The 22,472-nt window shown below is 60.9% G+C and carries 17 protein-coding genes and 1 pseudogene; 6 read left to right on the top strand and 12 right to left on the bottom strand.

Annotated elements, in window-relative coordinates:
* Positions 1-112 (top strand): annotated as a pseudogene (locus tag BSU04_RS45970) (IS6 family transposase); the annotation flags it as partial.
* Positions 113-362: 250 nt separating this feature from the next.
* The gene (locus BSU04_RS37045) at positions 363-839 is read left to right on the top strand and encodes a YybH family protein (protein ID WP_089165188.1); all 477 of its coding nucleotides are present in this window, start codon (positions 363-365) and stop codon (positions 837-839) included.
* A 274-nt stretch (positions 840-1,113) separates the two neighbouring features.
* On the opposite strand, the gene BSU04_RS46845 is transcribed toward BSU04_RS37045, so the two are convergent.
* From BSU04_RS46845 to BSU04_RS37035, 3 genes are all read right to left on the bottom strand, one after another.
* Positions 1,114-1,263, bottom strand: a complete 150-nt coding sequence (locus BSU04_RS46845; protein WP_179258568.1) for a hypothetical protein — start codon at positions 1,261-1,263, stop codon at positions 1,114-1,116.
* A 179-nt stretch (positions 1,264-1,442) separates the two neighbouring features.
* Positions 1,443-2,564: an L-dopachrome tautomerase-related protein gene (locus BSU04_RS37040; protein ID WP_089165187.1), complete on the bottom strand. Its 1,122-nt coding sequence runs from the start codon at positions 2,562-2,564 to the stop codon at positions 1,443-1,445.
* Between the two features lie 188 nt (positions 2,565-2,752).
* Positions 2,753-3,376, bottom strand: coding sequence for a glutathione S-transferase family protein (locus BSU04_RS37035; protein WP_089165186.1), 624 nt, complete (start codon positions 3,374-3,376; stop codon positions 2,753-2,755).
* A 496-nt stretch (positions 3,377-3,872) separates the two neighbouring features.
* On the opposite strand from BSU04_RS37035, the gene BSU04_RS37030 reads away from it, so the two are divergent.
* On the top strand, positions 3,873-4,190 hold the full coding sequence (locus BSU04_RS37030) for a hypothetical protein (RefSeq protein WP_089165185.1): 318 nt from the start codon (positions 3,873-3,875) through the stop codon (positions 4,188-4,190).
* A 527-nt stretch (positions 4,191-4,717) separates the two neighbouring features.
* On the opposite strand, the gene BSU04_RS46840 is transcribed toward BSU04_RS37030, so the two are convergent.
* The gene (locus tag BSU04_RS46840) at positions 4,718-4,885 is read right to left on the bottom strand and encodes a hypothetical protein (protein WP_179258567.1); all 168 of its coding nucleotides are present in this window, start codon (positions 4,883-4,885) and stop codon (positions 4,718-4,720) included.
* A 98-nt stretch (positions 4,886-4,983) separates the two neighbouring features.
* Positions 4,984-6,648: an alpha-amylase family protein gene (locus tag BSU04_RS37015; RefSeq protein ID WP_089165183.1), complete on the bottom strand. Its 1,665-nt coding sequence runs from the start codon at positions 6,646-6,648 to the stop codon at positions 4,984-4,986.
* Between the two features lie 48 nt (positions 6,649-6,696).
* On the opposite strand from BSU04_RS37015, the gene BSU04_RS37010 reads away from it, so the two are divergent.
* Positions 6,697-8,295 carry an alpha-amylase family glycosyl hydrolase gene (locus BSU04_RS37010; RefSeq protein ID WP_089165182.1) on the top strand — a complete coding sequence of 533 codons (1,599 nt, stop codon included), beginning with the start codon at positions 6,697-6,699 and terminating at the stop codon, positions 8,293-8,295.
* Between the two features lie 61 nt (positions 8,296-8,356).
* Here the strand turns inward: BSU04_RS37010 and zwf are convergent, their stop codons facing one another.
* From zwf to BSU04_RS36975, 7 genes are all read right to left on the bottom strand, one after another.
* The gene (gene zwf / locus BSU04_RS37005; RefSeq protein ID WP_089165181.1) at positions 8,357-9,820 is read right to left on the bottom strand and encodes a glucose-6-phosphate dehydrogenase; all 1,464 of its coding nucleotides are present in this window, start codon (positions 9,818-9,820) and stop codon (positions 8,357-8,359) included.
* Between the two features lie 674 nt (positions 9,821-10,494).
* Positions 10,495-12,471 (bottom strand): transketolase, encoded by a 1,977-nt coding sequence (gene tkt, locus BSU04_RS37000; RefSeq protein WP_256983742.1) that lies wholly within the window; start codon positions 12,469-12,471, stop codon positions 10,495-10,497.
* 196 nt (positions 12,472-12,667) lie between these two features.
* Positions 12,668-14,527, bottom strand: a complete 1,860-nt coding sequence (locus BSU04_RS36995) for a TRAP transporter large permease (RefSeq protein WP_089165179.1) — start codon at positions 14,525-14,527, stop codon at positions 12,668-12,670.
* Positions 14,528-14,531: 4 nt separating this feature from the next.
* On the bottom strand, positions 14,532-15,575 hold the full coding sequence (locus BSU04_RS36990; protein WP_089165178.1) for a TRAP transporter substrate-binding protein: 1,044 nt from the start codon (positions 15,573-15,575) through the stop codon (positions 14,532-14,534).
* Positions 15,576-15,729: 154 nt separating this feature from the next.
* Positions 15,730-16,494 carry an SDR family NAD(P)-dependent oxidoreductase gene (locus tag BSU04_RS36985; protein WP_089165205.1) on the bottom strand — a complete coding sequence of 255 codons (765 nt, stop codon included), beginning with the start codon at positions 16,492-16,494 and terminating at the stop codon, positions 15,730-15,732.
* 84 nt (positions 16,495-16,578) lie between these two features.
* Positions 16,579-17,577, bottom strand: coding sequence for a transketolase family protein (locus BSU04_RS36980; RefSeq protein WP_089165177.1), 999 nt, complete (start codon positions 17,575-17,577; stop codon positions 16,579-16,581).
* Positions 17,574-18,419, bottom strand: coding sequence for a transketolase (locus BSU04_RS36975; RefSeq protein ID WP_089165176.1), 846 nt, complete (start codon positions 18,417-18,419; stop codon positions 17,574-17,576). The genes BSU04_RS36980 and BSU04_RS36975 overlap by 4 nt, the downstream gene beginning before the upstream one ends.
* 136 nt (positions 18,420-18,555) lie before the next feature.
* Here BSU04_RS36975 and gcvA point away from each other — a divergent pair, with 136 nt between their 5' ends.
* Together gcvA and katG are read left to right on the top strand one after the other, a co-directional pair.
* Positions 18,556-19,455, top strand: a complete 900-nt coding sequence (gene gcvA, locus BSU04_RS36970) for a transcriptional regulator GcvA (protein WP_089165175.1) — start codon at positions 18,556-18,558, stop codon at positions 19,453-19,455.
* A gap of 422 nt (positions 19,456-19,877) precedes the next feature.
* Complete coding sequence (katG, locus tag BSU04_RS36965; protein WP_089165174.1) at positions 19,878-22,139, top strand: catalase/peroxidase HPI; 2,262 nt, start codon at positions 19,878-19,880, stop codon at positions 22,137-22,139.
* Positions 22,140-22,472: the final 333 nt, after the last annotated feature.

Genomic DNA, 22,472 nt, shown 5'->3' with positions numbered 1-22,472 from the left:
GCGCATCATCCTGTCTGGCATAGAGATCGCGCACATGATTCGCAAGGGGCAGATATGTGACGATGGCGTTGCATCGACTTCTGCACAAAAGTTCTATTCTCTCGTGATGTAAGCAATCCTCTTCATCTCAGGCGACTGATCGTCGCATCGTCGCATCGTCGCATCGTCGCATCGTCGCATCGTCGCATCGTCGCATCGTCGCATCGTCGCATCGTCGCATCGTCGCATCGTCGCATCGTCGCATCGTCGCATCGTCGCATCGTCGCATCGTCGCATCGTCGCATCGTCCTTAACGCGACACCACCTTGCTGGATCTGTTCCCTATAAAATGGCAGCGAACCAGATTGATTTGGAGACCCACCATGATCAGATGGCTGCTGGCAATTGCCGTCGTGCTAGCCGGCGTTGGCGCGGTGACCCCCGCTCGCGCAGACGTGGATTCAGACAAGGCCGCCATCACGAAACGGCTGCAGCGTTGGACGGTGGCGTTTAACGCTCGCGATGCTGCAGGAGTCTGTGACGTGTTCGCCCCTGATCTGGTTTCAACCGTTCCTGACGCGCTCGATGGTAGCCGGGACGCAGTCTGCGGAAAGCTCAGTGCCGTGTTGGCGAAACCCGGGTTGCAGCTCCATTACGACAGCCCCGACATCCGCGAAATCATCGTGTCCGGGGATATCGCCGTAGTCCGGCTGTTCTGGACCCTTACTGCGCAGAAGGGTGGCGCGTCGAGCGTGAGTACTGAAGCGGGCATGGACATTTTCAAACGGCAGCCGGATGGCAAGTGGTCCATTGCCCGGTTTATCTCGTTCAGCGCTACGCCGAACAAAGTCCTCGAGTGAACGGCCGTTCTCAGAGAAAGCCGCCATCCGGCCGATCCTCCAAGCTGGAGATCGGCGAATTCGCATTCACGTTTATCGCGAGACCGCCAATTCGGGAAAGCTACGCACGCACGTCCATGAGCGGCCAACTTTGCCCGTCATCGCCGAAACCGGTAGCCTCTGGATCCAGCAGGCTGACGGGTCTCAAAGCTCCATCAGTTTTCATATTGCCTAATGCAGCGTTGCTCCGCCCACCCATACGCCGGTTTGAGTATGATGCAGCTCCCGGTTCAGATCAGAAGCCGGTTGCCCCAATGCCGCCACGCCCCACTGTGTTATGACCCATGGTCGCCCGCCCGTACTGGATATTGGCGATCGTGATTTCGTCCGACGACTCGAGCCCCAGCGTCTTCGCGGTGGAGTTCTGCACATCGATCATGTTCATCTGTGTCGTCGCGCGGCGTGCATCTGACCGGCATCAACACCTGCGGTCAATCGGGCCCGCTGGAGCGGATCAATGCGCCACTGGCAGGCGCCCGCCCGACAGTACGGGGCGACGCGCCCCGCGAATCCGGATGCGGGCGAGCAAGGCTTCCTGAGCTCCGCCCACCCGCTGGCTGGAGTTCACCCGGGCAACTTTGCCCTGAAAATGGTGAGCGGTCCGGAACGTGGCAGATGATTCTTGAATGTCACCTCCCAGAGGTGGGAGTCTGCGATGTAGAGATAACCTTGGCTGATAGCGAAGCCATCCGCCCAGGACAGTCGCCCGGGAGCGCGTACGAAAAGGCGCGATTTCACTTTGTGTGTAGCGGGATCAATGTCGAGAGCAACGATGGTGCTGTGTTCGAGATCGCCGCCGTAAAGCGTCCCATGCTGGTCCATGATCAAACCGCCGGTCAGTTCGGCCGAGCCGAGGTATTGCACCTTGCGTGACATTTGGACGGGGGTCAGACGGACGTCGATCAGGGCACTTGTTGGCACCCGCCAGTAGTTGTGATCGGTCAGCGGCCGGTAGTAGATCCATTTGGCGTCCGGGGAGAGCGCGATGCCGTCGGCGTGGATCGCGACCTGCTTGCCATCGTTAGTTTGCGCTGGTTGCCCGCCGATCATCAGATGCTGCTGGGGATCGGCAAAGGTTGAGCGGTCGCCGACCAGAACCTGCCGCGATCTGCCGGTCTTAAGGTTCAGCGCGACCAGGCTGCCGCGATTGCCGACGTTGCTCAAATACGCGTACCCATGGACGAGGTCGATGCGCACATCGTTGAGCGAGTCGCTAGGCGCAACGGTGCCATCGAAGCCATAACTGCGGATCGCCTTGTTGCTGCTGAGGTCGAACTCGACCAGCTTGGGTTTCGCGCCCGGACTCGCGGCCGTCAGCACCGCTCGCCCGGAATCGAGCACCCACAGGTGGTCGGCTTTGTCCACCCACATCGCCTGCGGGATAGCCCACTCATGCTCCGTGTCAGTGCCAGAGGTATTCCAGGCCTGATCGGGATACGGCGTCACCGTGCCGGTTTGGGCATTGACCTCAACGAGCCTGTCGCCGGACTCGGCTGCGGGGGCACTCGCGAAGATGCGGCCCTCGTGGGACACACCAATGCCAACGAGCTTGAACGTGTCGAAGGTCTTGACGGTTTCTAGAGGTGGCCCGTAATCTCCTTGCGGCTGGGCCGAAACAACCGGTGAGATACCGGCGGCGACAGCGGCACAGAGCAGCGCGATACTTGCAAGCTTCGCTATTTTCACCTCACTCTCCAAATATTAAGTCGTTTGCTACGGCTAAATGTCAGATTTACGATGAAGACGAACGATAGCCTGTCTCTCCTTGACCCGGCCGGCCCAGATCGATCTACGGTAGCCGGTTGAACCGTCCAAAACCGGCTCTTCACCGAAATGCCTCTCGGCCGAAAACACAGCGAAGGGCCAGACGACGATTACGGCGTTCCGTTCTTGCAGTACGCTGCAAAGCCGGTGCGATCAGCAAGGCGGTCGAAATAGTCGGAGACGGCTGTAAAGCGGGGATGCGCAAACGGAGTGCTGAACCAGCGATTCACGGACAATCCGATAGGAATGTCGGCGAGGCTGAAATGCTCTCCGGCGACAAACGCGCCCGTTGCATCAAGTTGACTTTCCAGTATGCTCATGTGCCGAGCCCAGCCCGCGAGCGACGTGGAAATCTCGTTCGGCGACTGATGTGTAGGCGACTTCCTGACGAGGCCGAGAAATGCATAGCTCCAGGACCGGTTCAAATCCGTTGCCTGCCAGTCCATCCACTGATCGATCCTTGCCCGCTTCACGGGGTCGGTAGGATAAAGCGCTTCGCCAGCATAGCGCGAAGCCAGATAGCGGATGATCGCGTTCGACTCCCAAAGCACAAAATCACCGTCCTTGATGACGGGTACAAGACCATTGGGATTCAACGATAGAAATTCGGGAGTATCGGTTTGTCTGAATCCCGTGCCCCAGTCCTCCCGCTCGAAGGGAATGCGCAGCTCGGCACATGCCCAGAGCACTTTGCGGACGTTGATGGATGATGCTTTTCCGAGAATGTTCAGCATGCGGGGCTCTTATGGCTGGCCATGCACCCAGTGTGGGCAAACGAATTCTTGACGCAATATTGCGCCGGACGGAACACGTCTCTCGCTCTCGCAGGCATCAGGATTGTCGCCAATTCATGGCCTGCTGTCCAACGTTGACAGAGTTCGATGGTGACCGGCTTAGGTCGACCCAGTTGGTTGACCTCTCGGATACGACTGATCTTGCGCCCGGCGCCGACTCAACACATGAGGCCCGCTTGATCGCTCGCTCCGTGATGTGATCTGAATAGCGCGACAGCCGTTTGAAAGTGTCGGGATCACGGCTTGCTGATTCGTCGTAAGGTCGCCTGCAGCGACTAGCGCTTCGCGGATGCCACCACCCGTGCACGAGGGGCGGACCGCGCACGTGTCATCGGTTTGTGGTGGAGACCCAACGTCCCTGCCTCGAAGCAGGCGGTGCAGTTTAAAAAATAGGAAGGCGGCGATCTGTCGCCTTCATCTGCAAGGAGAGAAAACGATGGAACCGATGAAACCCATGAAGCCCATGCAACCCATGAAACCGATGGAGCCAATGAAGCCCATGGCCGCTATGGAAAAGTGGTGGCCTGATGAATTGGGTCACGCGTCTGCTAGCGGTTCACAAAACGGCGTGCGCTATGCGTTTTTCCCCGATAAACAGCGCTTGCTGATCGAAGAAAACGGTGACCTTCGTACCTATGACAGTGGCGATCATCGGATCAGCGGGGTATCGCAACAGCAGAGCCACGGACACTCGCTGGCGTTCACGAGCCAATCTGGCGTCGTCGACCTTGCCGAATTGAAGCAGGTGTTGTGAAATGAGCGGTCCGCGCAGCCTCGCAAGTACTCGCCGCGGGCAGCGGACTCATGGCGCTGGGGGTCCGCCCCATCGCGGACCACCGCGTCCAGGTCAAGGAAGGGGATTTTGACCCATGCGCTGCTGACCGATGAGCGCAGACTCCGGCACTACAAGCGGTGATCCGAGCGTAGCGTTGATCGATATCAACTTCGATTTGGCAATTGCAAATAGAGGAAAAGTGCGATCACAGCCGGCAAGAGACCGATGCCTTGCCCAATCAGTGACAGTACCGGGATTAACAAGCCGAACGGCGCGACCGACGGCACCCGTCATGAGGATGGCAGCGACGTAGAGCACGACGCGCGCCACACGTTCGTTGAGACTGATGGCGATCCCAGCGGTACGCCGGTGAGGATCGCGAAGCCGACGCCCACCGCTACAATTTGCAGATGCTCGACGAGCATGTGCAAGATCGAAGGACCGTTTGCCCAGTTGAAAGCGAGTGTTTCCAAGCGCCCTCCGCAAGGTTGGCGCCGCCGATGACGTTAATAGCGCTGCGGGATCAGGGTTTGTTGGTACATGGGCCGCTTGCCAGCCCACTTCGCCGCCAGTGAAGTGAAGCGACTCAAAATGCGCGACAGCACCCCGTTTTCGGCATCAAGTGTCATCGAGGCGACACCCGCGGGTTTTCGCTTGGGGACTTTCGATGACATGCGTGCTTGCCCAAGCGCGTTCCAAATGCGTTCGCCGGCAGCCTTCGCGTCACCTCTTGGCGCCCCGTTCCCGACAGTGAACGATGACACCGCGCACATTACACTTCGCTGCGCTTGAGCAAGTAATCGAGTCCGCCCACGCGATACCAGCGATACCCGTAAGGCTCCAGAACGACGCTATGGCGGCCGTCGGGGGCTACTTGACTATGATCGTCGGATAGGAGGTTGACAAGGACGTCTTCGCCGGGATTCGCAGCACCCGACTTGAACTTCACCGTGCACGCCTCGGCGCTGAAGTTATGCAGGCACAAGACCGAATTGTTTCGCCAGTCGTAGCGCATTGCGAGGACATCGTTGCGGGAAGCGCGTAAAACCGCGAAGTCGCCCCAACTGATCTCCGGAACCTCTCGACGCATGCGAATCAGGCGCTCCGTCCAGTTCAGGAACGAATTGGGGTCGCGCCGCTGGTCCGCCACATTGACCCGTTCGTAACCGTAAGGGCCACCCGAAATGACGCGCGTGACGGGCCGCGCGTGCTTGGTAAAGCCGCCATGCGGCTCGGTGGACCACTGCATCGGCGTGCGGGCGCACTCACGTTCGGGCAGGCGCAGATCGTCACCCATGCCGATTTCATCGCCGTATCGGAATACGGGGGTTCCCGGCAGCGTGAGCATCAAGCTGTAAGCGAGTTCAAGACGTCGCCGGTCGCCGGAGAGCATCGGCGCAATCCTTCTGCGGATGCCCCTTCCATATAGCTGCATGTCCGGATCCGGGCCGAAGGCCGCGAATACGGTGGCCCGTTGCTCAGGGCTCAGCCGGCCGAGATCAAGTTCGTCGTGGTTGCGCAGGAACACGCCCCATTGAGCCGTTGCAGGCCGCGGCCTGGTCGCCAGCAGCGCCTTCTTCAGCGGTGCCGTGTCCGCGCTCGCCAGCGTGTAGAACGTATTCTGGTTGACCTGGAAATTGAACATCATCTGGAGACGCTCCCCGTCGTCGCCAAAATACTCCAGGTCCGTATCGGGCAGGACATTCGCCTCCGCGAGGATGATCGCGTCTCCCTTGCGCCACTGCAAGAATTCCCGGAAAGTGCGCAGCATGTCGTACTGCTCGACCGGCTTCCCGACCTTGGCGCCCTTCGTCGATATCACGAAGGGCACGGCGTCCATCCGGAAACCCGACACGCCAAGTTGAATCCAGAAGCCCATCACCTTCAGGATCTCCGCCTGCACATGCGGGTTGGCTGTATTCAAGTCCGGTTGGAAATCGTAGAAACGATGGAAGTACCAAAGCGCCGCCTGCTTGTCGTACGTCCACGTCGATTTCTGAACGCCCGGGAACACGATTCCATCCTTGGCGTTGCGAGGTTTCTTATCTGACCACACATACCAGTCGCGATATGTCGAGTCAGGATCGCTACGTGCTTCCCGGAACCACGCATGCTGATCGGACGTGTGGTTGACCACGAGGTCGATCATGACTCGAAGACCGCGTTGATGGCATGCATGCGCAAACTCGGCGAAGTCGCCTAGCGTGCCGTAGCGGGGATCGACGTTGTAGTAGTCCGAGATGTCGTATCCGGCATCAAGGCCGGGCGATGGCTGAAACGGCATCAGCCAGATAGTGGTAACGCCGAGGCCCTGCAGATAATCAAGCCGGCGGATAAGCCCCTGGAAATCCCCTACGCCGTCGCCGTTTGCGTCCATGAATGTGCCGACCGAGAGGCAATAGACGATTGCATTCTTGTACCAGAGATCGTTTAGCATTTAAGTCTGCTCGTGGGTCCAACCTGTGCAGTCATTCGAGGAACGGGAATGTCAGAATTGGCGTGGTGGCAGCGAGGCGTGATTTACCAGGTCTACCCGCGTTCTTTTCAGGACGCAAACGGCGACGGCATCGGCGATCTTGCGGGCATCACGGCGCGCCTGCAATACCTCAGAACGCTTGGCGTGGACGCCGTATGGATCTCGCCTGTCTACCCGTCGCCAATGGTCGACTTCGGCTACGACGTCGCCGACTATTGCGCCATCGCGCCTATGTTCGGGACGCTCGATGACTTCGACCGACTCGTGTCTCATGCGCATGAACTGGGCCTGAAGGTCTTGCTCGATTTTGTTCCCAATCATTCCTCCGACAAACATCCGTGGTTCACGCAGAGCCGCTCATCACGCGATAACCCGAAGCGCGACTGGTATCTGTGGCGCGATCCCGCTTCCGATGGGGGCCCTCCGAACAACTGGCTAAGCCGTATGGGCGGTTCGGCGTGGGAATGGGATGCCCTCACCGGCCAATATTACTATCACGCGTTTCTGCGTGAACAGCCCGATCTGAACTGGCGCAATGCCGACGTACGCACGGCAATGGACTGCGTCTTGCGGTTCTGGCTGGATCGGAGCGTCGATGGCTTTCGCGTCGATGTGCTTTGGTTGCTGATCAAGGACGCCCTCTTCCGCGACAATCCGCCGAACCCGCAGTTCAAGGCCGGCGAACCGGATCATCATCGGCAGTTGCAAACGTATACGGAAGATCAGCCGGAAGTCCATGACATCGTCCGGTCGATGCGCGCGACGCTCGACGAATACGGCGAATACGGCGAGCGCGTGCTGATCGGCGAGATTTATTTGCCCGTGCCTCAACTGGTCAGCTATTACGGACCGAACGGCGAAGGTGCAAACATGCCGTTCAACTTTCAACTGATCAGTGCGCCCTGGAACGCGAAGGAGATTGCGCGGATCGTGTCCGAATACGACCATGCGCTTCCTTTGCACGCATGGCCAAACTGGGTGCTCGGCAATCACGACAACCCGCGTGTCGCGTCACGCATCGGCACGCGCCAGGCGCGAGTCGCCGCGATGTTGCTGCTCACCCTGCGCGGCACGCCCACGCTCTATTACGGCGATGAAATCGCCATGACCGATGGGGTGATTCCGCCCGATCGCGTGCAGGATCCTGCCGAGTTGCGACAGCCTGGCATCGGCCAGGGCCGCGACCCGGAGCGAACGCCCATGCAATGGGATGGATCACCGAACGCTGGCTTTTCGAGCGGTGTGCCGTGGTTGCCGATAGCGGCCAGCAACGGTGTCAACGTCATTGATCAGGATAGCCAAGCATCGTCGATGCTGACGCTTTTTCGACGCTTGCTCGCGTTGCGCAGAAGCGAACCGGCGTTGGTGGAAGGGACGATTGAACGAGTTGTGTCAAACGGGAACGTACTGACCTATGAACGCCGCCTGGATGGTGACCGGTTTTTCATGGCGTTGAACATGACCGGGGCGGATGCATCGGTGGAGGTGCCTCGGGGAACCCTGGTGTTGTCAACCACGGGAGGTCGCGAGGGCGAGCGAATCGAAGGCCGCGACTTGCTGCTCGCCGGAGACGAAGGCATCGTAATGCGTGCTTTAGACCCGGCTTAGCGCGTGTCTCAACGCGTCCTGGAAGCACTGTCCGCTCGTGCTGCCAGCAAGCCTGTACAAGTCAGCTACCCAAGGCGTTCGGATCCCGCCACGCCCGCTCGAATGGAAGCCGCCACGCCTGGGGTGCGACGAGTTGATGGATGGCATTTGGCCCCCATGAGCCCGGGGCGTAGAAGCGAACGGGAGGAGGCGATTCGAGCAAGGCCGTCGATACTTCCCACAGCCGCTCGATGCCCTCAGCGGTAGTGAAAAGCGTACGGTCTCCGCGCATGGCATCAAGGATCAATCGCTCATAGGCTTCCAGTACTTCGCCAATCAGGCCGGTATCGCGCATGGCGAACTGCAAGCTCAGTTTGTCCAGCCGCATCCCGGGACCCGGGCGTTTGCCGTAGAACGAAAGCGACATCTTCGAGGCATCCGCCAGATCGAACGTCAAATGGTCCGGTCCTTGCGAACCGACACCTGATCCAGCCGGAAACATGCTCTTCGGCGGCTCGCGAAATGCGATGGAAATGATGCGTTGCCCCTCGGCAAGCCGCTTTCCTGTGCGCAGATAGAACGGAACGCCAGCCCAGCGCCAATTATCGATCGAACATTTCAACGCAATGAATGTTTCCGTTTCTGATTCTGGACTGACGCCTTCCTCGGATCGATAACCGGTGTACTGCCCCCGGACGACGTCGGTTGGCTGTATCGGCAGCATGCTGCGAAAGACCTTGTTCTTTTCTTCGCTAATGGGCGACGGTTCCAGCGACGTCGGTGGCTCCATCGCCATGAATGCGAGGATCTGAAACAGGTGCGTGACGACCATGTCGCGAAATGCGCCTGTTTGCTCATAGAAACCCGCGCGCTTGCCGAGGCCCAGGGTTTCAGGCACGTCGATCTGAACGTGGTCAATGAAGTTGCGATTCCAGATCGGCTCGAACAGACCGTTCGCGAAGCGGAAGGCGAGAATGTTCTGGGCGGGCTCCTTCCCCAGAAAATGATCGATCCGGAAGATCTGCTTTTCTTCGAAGACTTCGTGCAACCGGGCATTCAACGAAACAGAACTCTTCAGATCCGTTCCGAACGGCTTTTCCATGATGATCCGTGAGCGTTCCACGAGGCCCGCTTCCTTGAGCAAACCGACTGCGGAGAGCGCAGCGTTAGGTGGAACGCTGAGGTAATGCAACCGCCGGCACTCACCATTGAAGCTCAGTTCGGCGTTCAGCACCGCCGCCTTGAGCGCCTCCGCGCCCGCTGTCAGCGGCAGATAGTCGAGATTGGCGGCGAACGTGTCCCACTCCGGCTGGGCGACCTTGCGAGAAGAAAACTCGTCGAGCGCTTCTCGCGCCGTGCGACGAAAGTCGTCAATGTGAAGGTCGTCGAGTGCGACTGCAATGATCCTGCAGCCCGGAATGAATCCAGCGCTCGACAGATGGAACAAGCCTGGCAAGAGCTTGCGTCGCGCCAGATCGCCAGTAGCGCCGAACAGAACAACGACTTGTGGGAATTGTGGACCCACCCCTGCAGAGATCTTGGCCATCGTGCAAATCCTTTCTGGGTTGTGGACGCCTGGCGAAGAGTATCCATAGCGGACGAACCGGGTAACGCTCGACAGACGTCACCCGCAGCTTCGCTGAGCCCGTCGCCACGAATAATGACATGAACCTGAAGTGCGAACCTCGAAAGGAATACCGCTGCCTGTCCAGCCGAATTTCCACCGCCAACCACAATCAACCCTGATTGAGAGCCCTGAATGGCCGCTCTGGTCGCCTCGATCGTTCCGGAGACAATGGCGAACATCGCGATGTGCCGGTCGCCTTCGGAATACAGAATGTCGTCGGCTTTCAGCTTGCGTCGCTCGCCATATCGCTCGCCATATCGCTCCAATAGCGCCAGTTGCCTTTCGTCCAACCTGGGATACCCCTGATGGTAGCGGCTGCCGCCTGACGACAGCTCGTCGGGATTGCCTGAAGAGTCGTGGCTCATGGTGGGCGCCATCAAGTCAAGATGCGATCCTTGTCGTGGAACTGCTGCATGCAATGTGGATATGTTACCCCTGGTTGCAACACGCGATCGACCCGGTCTCTCTGCGTGCCCGAAAGGGGCTCCACACCAGCAAGGCTACCGGGATAGAGCGATTTCCCTGTTCTTCATCGCATCATTTTAAGCGATAGCCCGAGCAACCTGACAGTGCCCTCATACCCCTTCGCACTTCTACAGAAAGCGTTTTACTTCGGCCACAACATGACCGGCCGTAATGCCAAAATGTTCGAACAGCGTGTACGCATCAGCAGATGCGCCGAAGCCGGTCATTCCAACGAAGCCGCCCCGCTCGCCCAGATAGCGGTCCCAGCCAAACCGCAGCGCGGCCTCGACACCGATGCGCACAGTGCCCGGACCCAGAACCGCCGCGCGATATGCGTCATCCTGTTCGTCGAAGATTTCCCAGCATGGCATCGACACAACAGCGGTTGCGATGCCTTCGTCCTGTAACTGGCTGCGCGCCTGCAACGCCAGTGCCACTTCCGAACCAGTCGCGAGCAAGGTCGCCACGCGCTGGCCGCCGTCCGCCTCGGCCAGCACGTAGGCGCCGCGTCGCGACAGCGGCTCGGCGCTGTGCGTGCGGCGCACGAGCGGCAGCGCCTGGCGCGCGAACACCAGCGTGCTCGGGCCGTCGCGATGTTCGAGCGCGAGTGCCCAGCACTCGGCCGCCTCTACCGCATCGGCGGGACGCAGCACGCGCATGTTGGGCATCGCGCGCAACGAAGCCAATATCTCGACGGGCTGATGCGTCGGACCGTTCTTTCCGACCCCGATCGAATCGTGGCTGAACACGAACACCACCGGCAAGCCCATGAGCGCGGCCATCCGCATCGCAGGCCGCTGGTAGTCGGAGAACGCCAGATAGGTGACGCTGGTCGCGATGATGCCGCCATGCGCGGCCATCCCGTTGGCCATCGCGCCCATCAGGTGTTCGCGCACGCCGCAATGAACGTAGGCACCGCTGCGGTCGTCGGCGGTGAAGGCGTGCAACTGACGCTTGTGTCCGGTAGGCGCTTCGAGATCGGCGCAACCGACCATGCGTTCCGGCAAGATCGGCACGAGCAGATCACTGATCTCTCCCGACAGCGCGATGCCAGGCTGCGGTTTGTCGCACTCCACGGCGCGTTTGCGGTACGCGTCGAGCACGTCGCGCCAGCCGTGCGGTAACGCGCCGGACTGAACCCGCTCGAACTCGGCGCGTCGCGACTCCGGCAACGCGGCGACGCGCGCCCGCCATGCACGGTGTTCATGATGGCTGCGACGGCCTGCCGCGCGCCATGCGCTCAAGATGTCTTCAGGCACCTCGAACGGCGCATGCGTCCAGCCGAGCTGCGCGCGTGCCGTGTCGGCATCTGCCTGAAACAGCTTGCCGCTATGCCCGCCGCGCTGCCCTTGCAAACGCTCGATGCCACGGCCGATGATGGTCTTGCACGCGATCATCGACGGTCGCGGGTCTGTGCGCGCGATCATCAGCGCCGCCGACACGGCGTCGAGATCATGACCGTCGACTTCGACGACATGCCAGCCGCCCACGCGAAACCGTGCGCAGACATCTTCGCTAATCGATAGCGAGGTGCTGCCGTCGTCGGTGATCTGGTTGTCGTCCCAGCACAGGATCAACTTGCCCAGACGCAGGTGCCCGGCCAGCGAAATCATTTCCTGACCGATGCCCTCCTGCAGACAGCCGTCGCCGACGAACGCATACGTGTAGTGATCGACGAGTTCGCTGCCGAATTTTGCTGCAAGATAGGCTTCGGCGATCGCCATCCCGAATGCGTTTGCAATACCTTGGCCTAGCGGACCGGTGGTGGCTTCGATACCGTGCGCCGGTTCGTACTCTGGATGCCCCGCGCAATGCGAGCCGAGTTCACGAAAGGTCTTGAGCTGGTCCAACCCGATGGCCGCATACCCGGTCAGATAGAGCAGCGAATACAGCAGTAGCGAACCGTGTCCGTTGGACAGCACGAAACGGTCGCGGTCGGGCCAGGTGGGATCGTCGGGATTGAATTTCAGATGCCGGGTGAACAGCGCGGTCGCGATTTCAGCCATGCCAAGCGGCACGCCCTGATGACCCTCACCGGCGCGCAGGATCGCATCGATAGAGAGGAAGCGGATCGCGTCGGCCAACGGCATTTGCGGTTGCTGCATCGCTGGCGGCAGCGATGGCGAAAGCGACGTAATCAACGACGCGGGCCGAGCTTCGGTGGTGGACATGACAAGACACTCCTCTACGCCGCCTCGTGGGCGCGACGCGGCGGCAATCAAACGAGTCAGTTGGAAGAAGACCGCGCCACGCCGTAGCGGCCCGGTGCTTCAGAAGAAGCAGCAGCATCAAGTCAAACGTTCAATGAAGGAAACCGATCGAAATCCACGGCACTGCGGCGACCACGATCAGCCCGACCATCAGCGCAGCAATGTAGCCAAGAATCGGTTTCATGCCTTCGTCCGGATGAATGCGGCTAACTGCACAAGCCGAGTAGTAGCCGACGCCGAACGGCGGCGCGAACAGACCCACGCCCATCGACAGGATCACGACCATCGCGTAGTGGACGTCGTGAATGCCCATCTGCCGCGCGATCGGAAACATCAGCGGGCCGAACAACACGATCGCCGGAATGCCTTCGAGCACGCTGCCGAGAATCACGAACACGCAAATGGACGCGGCCATGAACATCGCGGCGCCTCCAGGCAAATTGCCGAGCGTCTGCGCGAGTTCTCCGGAGAAGCCTGATTGCGTCAACGCCCACGCCATGCTCGTCGCCGCTCCGATGATCAGCAGGATCGCGCCTGACAAGCTCGCCGTATCGATCAGCATCGGTTTCAGCCGCTTCCATTCGAAACGGCGGTAGATCAGCAACCCGGCCAGCACCGCATACGCAATACCGATTGTCGAGACTTCAGTCGCCGTCGCGATCCCCTGGACTACCGCCGCGCGAATGACGAACGGCAATGCGAGCGCCGGGATCGCGATAACCAGCTTGCGAAGGATTTCGCCGCGAGTCGCACGCTTGACGCTCGACATATCCTCGCGCCGATAACGCCACTGCACCACTATGCACAAGGTAATCGCGAGCACGATCCCCGGCAACATGCCGCCAGTGAAGAGCGCTGAGATCGATACACCGGTCACCGAGCCGAGCGTGATCAGCACCAGGCTCGGCGGAATCGTCTCGGTCTGCGCACCAGTTGCTGCCAGCAGCGCTACAAGGTCCCCCGGCTTCGCGCCGCGCGCTTTCATCTCCGGAAACAGCACCGGCGCGATCGCTGCCATGTCTGCGGCCTTCGAGCCCGAGATACCGGACACCAGGTACATCGCACCGACCAGCACATACGAGAGCCCGCCACGCACGTGACCCAGCAGGCTCGCGAGGAACGCGATCATCGCCGCAGCCATGCCGGTCATCTCGATCAACTGGCCGAGAAACACAAATAGCGGAACCGAGAGCAGGATCAGATGGGACATGCCCTCATCCATCCGGCCAACCACCACCGGCATGGGCGTACTGGTCGTCAGCGCAAGATAGCCGAAGGTTGCGAGTCCGAACGAAAAGGCAATTGGCACACCACTTAGCACGCCAAGCGCCACCAGTCCGACGAAGAAGATCAGCAGGTTGATATTGCCGAGATCACGCAACAGCGGTCCAAGCGCCACGAAGATGCCGGCCAGCACGCCAACTGTCGCAATCGCGCCGAGCGTCAACCGCCAGTTGCCCATGCGAGCGAGCCGCACCACGGCCACAATCAGCATCAGTGCAGAACCAATCGGCAACGCGGCGGCGCGCCATGCGTTCGACAGTTCGAGCGCCGGCGTGGTGATCACCGATTCGTCCTGCGCGAAGCTGATCGCCGGGCCGATCACCATCGCGAGGAACGCGATCGGCGCGGCGATCGCGACCACGTCGAGAAAGGCCCGCACGCCCGGCGGCGCCATGCCGACCAGCGCCGTCATCCGCATATGCTCGCCGCGCCGCAAGGCGATCACGGCGCCTAGCATGGCGAGCCACAGGAATAGCATGGACGCGAGCTCATCGGACCAGACGAGGGGCGCGTGGAGCAGATAGCGGCTCGTCACGCCGGCCAGCAACACGACGATTTCCGCGAGCACCAGCAAGGCGGCGGGAATCTCCACCAGATGGCCGAGGGCGGAGTCGAGAGCGCAGGCAAACCGATGCTGCCGCTCGTGCGAATAGGAGATCGAGATCATCGCATTACCCCAGTTTTCCGACGGACTTCTCCAGCAGCCCCCACGCCTCGTCGCCGTATTTGGCTTTCCAGTCGTGATAGAAGCTCGTCTTGGCGAGCGCGCCACGGAAGGCTTCACGGTCGACGTCGATAAAGCTAATGCCTTTCGCTTTCAGGTCGTCGCGCAACGAGATGCTGAGCTTGGCAATGTCCGCACGTTGCAGCATCGCGGCCTTTTCGAATTCGCGGGTGACGATTGCGCGGATGTCGGCTGGCAGGCGCTCCCATGCGGGGCGGTTGCCGAGAATCCAGTAACCGTCCCACACATGCGACGTGAGGCTGATGTACTTCTGCACTTCATAGAGCTTGGCGGTCGCGATGATCGGCAGTGGATTTTCCTGGCCCTCCACCACGCCGGTTTGCAACGCCGAATACAGCTCGTTGAAATTGATCGGTGAGGGCCCCGCGTCGAGCGCCTTGAACAGCGAGGTCAGCATCGGCGCTTGCGGCACGCGGATCTTGAAGCCCTTCAGATCGGCCGGCGCGCGCAACGCCCGGGTCGATGAACTGATCTGCCGGAAGCCGTTGTCCCAGACCTTGCTCACCGAGACAATGCCCGACTTCGCGATCTGCGCACGGATATAGGTGCCGAGATCGCCGTCCATCGCCTTCCACACCGCGTCGTAGTCCTTGAACGCGAAGCCAGTGTTGACGATGCCCGCAGCGGGCGTGAGTGTCGCCAGAATCGACGAGGCCTGGTTGAAGAACTCGACGCCGCCATTGCGCACTTGGGACAGCAGATCGGTGTCGGAGCCAAGCTGATTCTGCGGAAACAGCTTGATATCGAGGCGGCCGTTGGTCGCCTCACGAATGTGATTGATCGCCTCCTGAGCGCGGATGTTGACCGGGTGGGTCGGATCCTGGCCGGTCGCGAGCTTGTACGAAAACTCAGGAGCGGCAATCGCGCGGCGCGAGATGCTCCATAGCGGCACGGCGGCGGACAAGGTGGCGCCGGCCTTCAGAAAGGTGCGGCGGCTGATGCCCTGCGGGACGTTTGAACGCGTAGTCATGGTGTCTTCCTCCAATATGGCGTGTCGTTATAGTTTTCGAATCTGAACCGCAGCGGCTGCACGTGTCGCTCGCCGCGGTCGTTTGTTCTTTACTACACAGTCTTTATCGCCGCCGCCCGGTCTCCCGCCAGACGGCCCGCCTTCGCCAGGGGCGTCAGCCGTGAATCAGCATGCCACCATTCACGTCGATCACCGCGCCGGTAATATACGACGACAGGTTCGACGCGAGGAACAGGAATGCGCCGGCCACATCGTCAGGTACGCCCAGACGGTTAAGCGGAATGCCGGCGAGAATTTCGACGCGCTTGTCGTCGGTGATCTTGCCCGCGTTGATGTCGGTCTGGATAAGGCCCGGCGTCACGCAGTTCACGCGGATGCCGTCGTTGCCGAGTTCTCGCGCCATGGCTTTGGCGAGGCCCAGCACGCCGGCCTTCGCAGCCGAGTAATGGGGGCCGCCAAGAATGCCGCCGCCGCGCTGGGCGGACACCGACGACATGCAGCCAATCGATCCGCTCTTCTGTTTCTTCATCTGCGGGACGACCGCTTGCGACAGGTACAGCACACCACGCAGGTTGACGTCGAGGATACGGTCCCAGCTTTCAGGGTCGATCTCGAGCAGCTTGGCGGCCTGGGTAATGCCGGCGTTGTTGATCAGAATATCGATCGAAGAAAAATCGGCGACAGTGCGCTCGACAGCGGCCTGGCAGGCGCCACGGTCGGTCACGTTGCACACGTAGCCCCGATGTTCGGGCCCGATCGACGCAGCGGCTTCGACCGCGGCGGCTTCGTCGAGATCAAAGATAGCGATGCGCGCGCCGTGCGCGGCGAACATACGGGCGGTTGCCATGCCGATGCCGCGCGGCGACGCGCCGCCGGAAATGACGGCGACCTTGCCGTCGAGTAGACGTGACTCTGACATGATGCGAATCTCCTGAACGTGATGTTGATGGTTTGCTTCGTCATCCGAATTTTTATCGCCGGCGACTACGGGCGTCTGCGGCATCTATCGAAGCCAGCCTTTGATCGTGTCGCACATTGCTTGCGTGGAAATGCCGTAACGGTCGTGCAAGGTGGGCAGCGCACCGGCGTCGAGGAACGCGTCGGGCAGTCCGATCTGGCGAAATGGCGGCGTCACGCCATTGGTCAACAGCACCGCGGCGACCGCCTCGCCCAGGCCGCCGACTACCGTGTGATTCTCCGCCACCACGACGAGGCGGCCGGAACGGCGTGCTTCGCGCAGCAGCGTGGCGGTGTCGAGCGGCTTGATGGTCGGCACGTGCAGCACGCCCACGTCGATGCGATCGGTCGCCAGCGCCTTGGCCGTTTCCAGGGCACGCATGGTCATGATCCCCGTCGAGATGATCAGCACCTCGGCGCCGTCGCGTAGCAGCTTGGCTCGGCCGATTTCGAACTGGTAGTCGTATTCGTCGAGCACGAGCGGCACGTTGCCGCGCAACAGCCGCGCGTAGACCGGCCCGCGATGGTCGGCGATCGCCGGCACCATCTGCTCGATTTCGAGCGCGTCGCACGGATCGATCACCGTGAGGTTCGGCATCGCACGGAACAGCGCAAGATCTTCGGCCGCCTGGTGACTCGGGCCGTAGCCGGTCGTGAGGCCGGGCAATGCGCAGACGATCTTGACATCGAGGTTGTCCTCGGCAATCGCCTGGTGAATGAAGTCATAGGCACGGCGCGCGGCGAACACCGCGTACGTGGTGACGAACGGCTGCGATCCTTCGTGTGCCATGCCGGCGGCGGCGCCCATCAGCAGTTGCTCGGCCATCCCCATCTGGTAGTAGCGCTCGGGATACTCCTTCGCGAATAGATGCAGGTCAGTGTATTTGCCTAGATCGGCGGTCATGCCGACCACTTCAGGACGGTTGCGCGCCAGCTCGACCAGTGCGTGGCCGAACGGAGCCGAGCGCGTAATTTGTCCTTCGCCCGCGATCGAGGCGATCATCGCCGAGGTTTTCAGACGCGGTTTCGGTGTTGCGGCGCTCATACGGTTTTCCCGGCTTCCAGCGCTTGCAATGCAAGTTGCCACTCATGCGCATCGACGCGGATAAAGTGGTTCTTCTCACGTGCTTCTAGAAACGGCACGCCGCAACCCATCCGCGTATCGCAGACGATAATCCGCGGTTGCGCTTCGGGATGCGCGCGCGCTGCATCGAAAGCGGCAACGACGGCGGCGAGATCGTTGCCGTCCACGCGTTGTACGAACCAGCCGAACGCCAGCAGCTTGTCGACCAGCGGCTCGAACGCCATGACGGTCGAGGACGGCCCGTCCGCCTGCTGGTTGTTCACGTCAACCATCGCGATCAGGTTGTCCAGCCGCCAATGGGCGGCGGACATGATCCCTTCCCACACCGCGCCTTCGTCCAGTTCGCCGTCGGAGAAGAGCGTGTAGACAAACGCGTCGGAACCTTTGCGCTTCAGGCCAAGACACCGGCCGACCGCAATCGTCAGACCCTGCCCTAACGAGCCGCCGGACATCTCCATGCCCGGGGTGTAGCTCGCCATGCCGGACATCGGCAGGCGGCTATCGTCGCTGCCATAGGTCTCGAGTTCCTCGTCGGCGATGATGCCGGCCTCGATCAGCGCAGCGTAGAGCGCGATCGCGTAATGGCCGTTGGATAGCAGGAAGCGGTCGCGGCCCTCCCACTCGGGGTCCTCGGCGCGATAGCGCATGGCGCGGAAGTAAGCGACGGCCAGCACATCGGCGATGTCGAGTGCCTGCCCGATATAGCCCTGTCCTTGCACCTCGCCCATGCGCAGCGCGTTGCGGCGGATCTGATAGGCGTGCTCCGCGAGTTCGGCATAGGGCGCGGTTTCGCTAATGTTCACTTTGGTGTCCTCGAGGGTTCCGTTGCATGGGCCGCGTCAATGCCGCTGCCAATGATTCAAGCGTAATATCCCTGCCGTCAGCGCTCAAACGAATTAAGATGGTCAATGGATGAATTGAATTCACCTTGATGCTGCCATGCACAATCGCGTCACTCTCAAGTCGATACAAGCATTCGAAGCCGCCGCGCGGCTCTCGTCGTTCGCGTTCGCAGCAGAAGAATTGTTCGTGACGCCCTCCGCCATCAGCCATCAAATCAAGCTGCTCGAAGATCAATTGGCGATCCGCTTGTTCCATCGGCTGCACCGCTCGGTGATCCTGACGGACTCCGGACGGCAATACGCGGAGGAAATAACCTCGGCGTTTGCGAGGATCGACGTGGCGACCCGCGAGATCGGCCGGGTCGCGAAGAGCGACATCCTTACGATCCATTCAACGCCGAGCTTTGCGACGCAATGGCTGATGCCGCGCATTGCGCGATTCAGCGCAGCGCATCCGGATATCGATGTGCGTTTGAATGCATCGTCAGAGGCAGTGAATCTGATTTCGGAGGCGGTCGACATCGACATCCGCTACGGTCCCCGGAAATTGCAACCGGCCGGCACGATGGTGCTCGAACTGCCGCCGGAGAAGATCGTTGCGTTGTGCGCGCCGGCGCTCATGGCGGGCGTTTATCCGCTGCGCGGCGTCGCCGACTTGCAGCACCATCCGCTAATTCACAGCGAGGGATGTCTGGTCGGCTGGCGTGACTGGATGCGTCTGCATCGAAAGACTCGGCTCGACATCGGACGCGGGCCGCGCTTCGATCGCTCGTTCATGGCGATCAGCGCGGCGGTCGATGGTCTGGGCGTCTGCCTGGAAAGCCTGCTTTTGGCGCAACGTGAACTGGAAACCGGGAGGCTGGTGGCGCCGTTCGGGTTCGACGGATTAAACGTGCAAGGCTATACGTTGAACCTGTTGAAGTCGCGAGCGGAATTGCCAAAGCTGCGTAGCTTCCAGGATTGGCTGTTCGCCGAACTTGAGAGGGGAGCGTTTTAAACCTTGGGGTATTAGCGAAGAACGCCTACAAGAGAGGTCCGCGATTTGATGTCGTATTGCGTGTTGATCGTCTACTATCGACGAGATCGGACGGCACGATCAGGCAGCACGGCCGGGGGTCTACGTCCGTCACGATATAGCTGTGACCTATCAACGGCATTGCACGAATCTAATTCTGTTGATGATCACACGCGCTTATATTTGACTGGAGCAGGCGTCGCCAACGCGAGCAGTGCTCGTTCAATGTACGCTACGACATCGCATGCCGGAGTAATAGCTTGCGCCTCGGGTGATCAACAGCATGAGCCCACCACGGGATTTCCCGGAAGACCCGCGGGCGCGGGGCCATCGATGCAGTGCACCATGAAAGCCTAACGCCCTAAAGAAAAAGTAGTGGGTACGTCCTCTGAAGGAGATAACGCATGTCAAATGACGCAAAGTGTCCGTTCAACCATGCCGCGGGCGGCGGCACGACGAACCGTGACTGGTGGCCGAAGCAACTGCGGGTGGACCTGCTCAGCCAGCATTCCGGCAAGTCCAACCCGATGGACAACGGCTTCAACTACGCCGAGGCTTTCAAGAGCCTTGACCTGGCTGCGGTAAAGAAGGACCTCGCGGCGCTGATGACCGATTCGCAGGATTGGTGGCCGGCGGACTTCGGCCACTACGGTCCGCTATTTATCCGCATGGCTTGGCACAGCGCTGGCACGTACCGCATTGGCGACGGCCGCGGTGGTGCCGGGCGCGGCCAGCAGCGTTTCGCGCCGCTCAACAGTTGGCCGGACAATGTCAGCCTGGACAAAGCTCGCCGCCTGCTCTGGCCGATCAAGCAGAAGTATGGCCAGAAGATTTCCTGGGCTGACCTGTTGATCCTCACCGGCAATGTCGCGCTCGAGACCATGGGCTTCAAGACCTTCGGCTTCGCCGGCGGCCGCGAGGACACATGGGAACCGGACCAGGACGTCTACTGGGGCAACGAAAAGACCTGGCTGGGCGGCGACGTCCGCTATGGCAAGGGCGCTGCGGGCGAAGACGACGACGGCGGCGTGATCGTAGCCGACGCAGAGAAGCACGGCGAAGAGGCCAGCCGTACCGATAGCGGACGCAACCTGGAAAATCCCTTGGGCGCCGTGCAGATGGGCCTGATCTATGTCAACCCGGAAGGTCCAGACGGCAACCCGGACCCGCTTGCCGCAGCGCACGACATCCGTGAAACCTTTGCGCGCATGGCGATGAACGACGAGGAAACCGTCGCGCTGATTGCGGGTGGCCACACGTTTGGCAAGACGCACGGAGCCGGTCCTGCCGACAACGTGGGTCCCGAACCCGAGTCTGCCGATCTTGAGAACCAGGGACTGGGCTGGAAGAACAGCTTCGGTAGCGGCAAGGGCGGCGATACGATCACCAGCGGTCTGGAAGTCACCTGGACCAGCACGCCGACGCAATGGAGCAACGGCTTCTTCCAAAACCTCTTCGGCTTCGAATGGGAGCTGACAAAGAGCCCCGCCGGCGCCAATCAGTGGGTTGCCAAGGATACCGGCGCAACGATCCCGCACGCCCACGATCCGTCGAAGAAGCTGCTGCCAACCATGCTCACCACCGATCTCTCGCTGCGCTTCGACCCCGCATACGAGAAGATCTCGCGGCGCTTCCTGGAAAATCCTGAGCAGTTAGCCGACGCCTTCGCCCGGGCCTGGTTCAAGTTGACGCACCGCGACATGGGACCGCGCGTTCGCTATCTCGGCCCGGAAGTGCCGGCTGAAGAACTGCTCTGGCAGGATCCCATCCCGGCGGCAGATCATCCTTTGGTCGAAGAGGCGGACATCGCTTCACTCAAGCAGAAGATCCTGGCGTCAGGGCTGTCCGTCTCGGAGCTGGTATCGACCGCCTGGGCGTCGGCGTCCACCTTCCGTGGTTCCGACAAGCGCGGCGGCGCCAATGGCGCGCGCATTCGGCTGGCGCCGCAGAAGGATTGGGAGGTCAACCAGCCTGAGCAGTTGTCGAAGGTGTTGAAGGTTCTCGAAGGCATCCAGGGTGAGTTCAACAGCGCACAGTCCGGCGGCAAGAAGGTGTCGCTTGCCGACTTGATTGTGCTGGCCGGGGGCGCCGGCATCGAGCAGGCGGCGAAAAACGCCGGGCATCCAGTGACCGTGCCTTTCACGCCGGGCCGCATGGACGCCTCGCAGGAACAGACCGACGTGCAATCAGTCGCTGCGCTCGAACCAGTCGCCGACGGCTTCCGCAATTATCTGAAGGGTAAGTTCAAGGTTCCGGCGGAGGCTTTGCTGATCGACAAGGCGCAACTGCTGACCCTGACCGCCCCGGAGATGACGGTGCTCATTGGCGGCTTGCGTGCCCTGAACGTCAATGCCGGGAAGAATTCACATGGCGCATTCACCGACCGCCCGGAAGTGCTGACCAACGACTTCTTCCGCAACTTGCTCGACATGGGTACGGAATGGCAGTCGCTCTCGTCGGCCCGGGATGTGTTCGAGGGGCGTGACCGGAAGACCGGCGCGCGAAAGTGGACCGGCACTCCCGTCGATCTGATCTTCGGCGCCCAATCCCAGCTCCGGGCCCTGAGTGAAGTCTATGCAACTGAGGACGCGCAGGAAAAGTTCGTCCACGACTTCGTCGCAGCGTGGGTGAAGGTGATGAACCTCGACCGGTTCGACCTCGCATAAAAGGTCGCGTCGTCCCGTCAGGGCTGTTGTCCTGACGGGGCATTGCCCAGCCGTGTGAAAGGTCGCGTATCAGCATGCGACGCGACTCACTGACGTTGGAGACGCACCGTTTCCGTCGCCACTGACTTTAGTTGGTTTTAGGCCATGAACTGACACGTTCTCATTGTCCTGACCGTGACGGTCAGGACCCCCACGCACGAAGCGAATATTTCTCACATACACGTGAAACTTAATCGTTTCTCAAGCCAAGGCGATCGGCCTACGATGGAAGCTCGTAAGGTTATTTGCGTTCATTGAGGCGCGGCGGGAGGCTCCATGAGTCACATACTGTTC

Origin of the sequence: Caballeronia sordidicola (assembly GCF_002220365.1) — a bacterium.
Classification (GTDB): domain Bacteria; phylum Pseudomonadota; class Gammaproteobacteria; order Burkholderiales; family Burkholderiaceae; genus Caballeronia; species Caballeronia sordidicola_C.
This window is presented reverse-complemented; position numbering and strand designations above follow the sequence as displayed.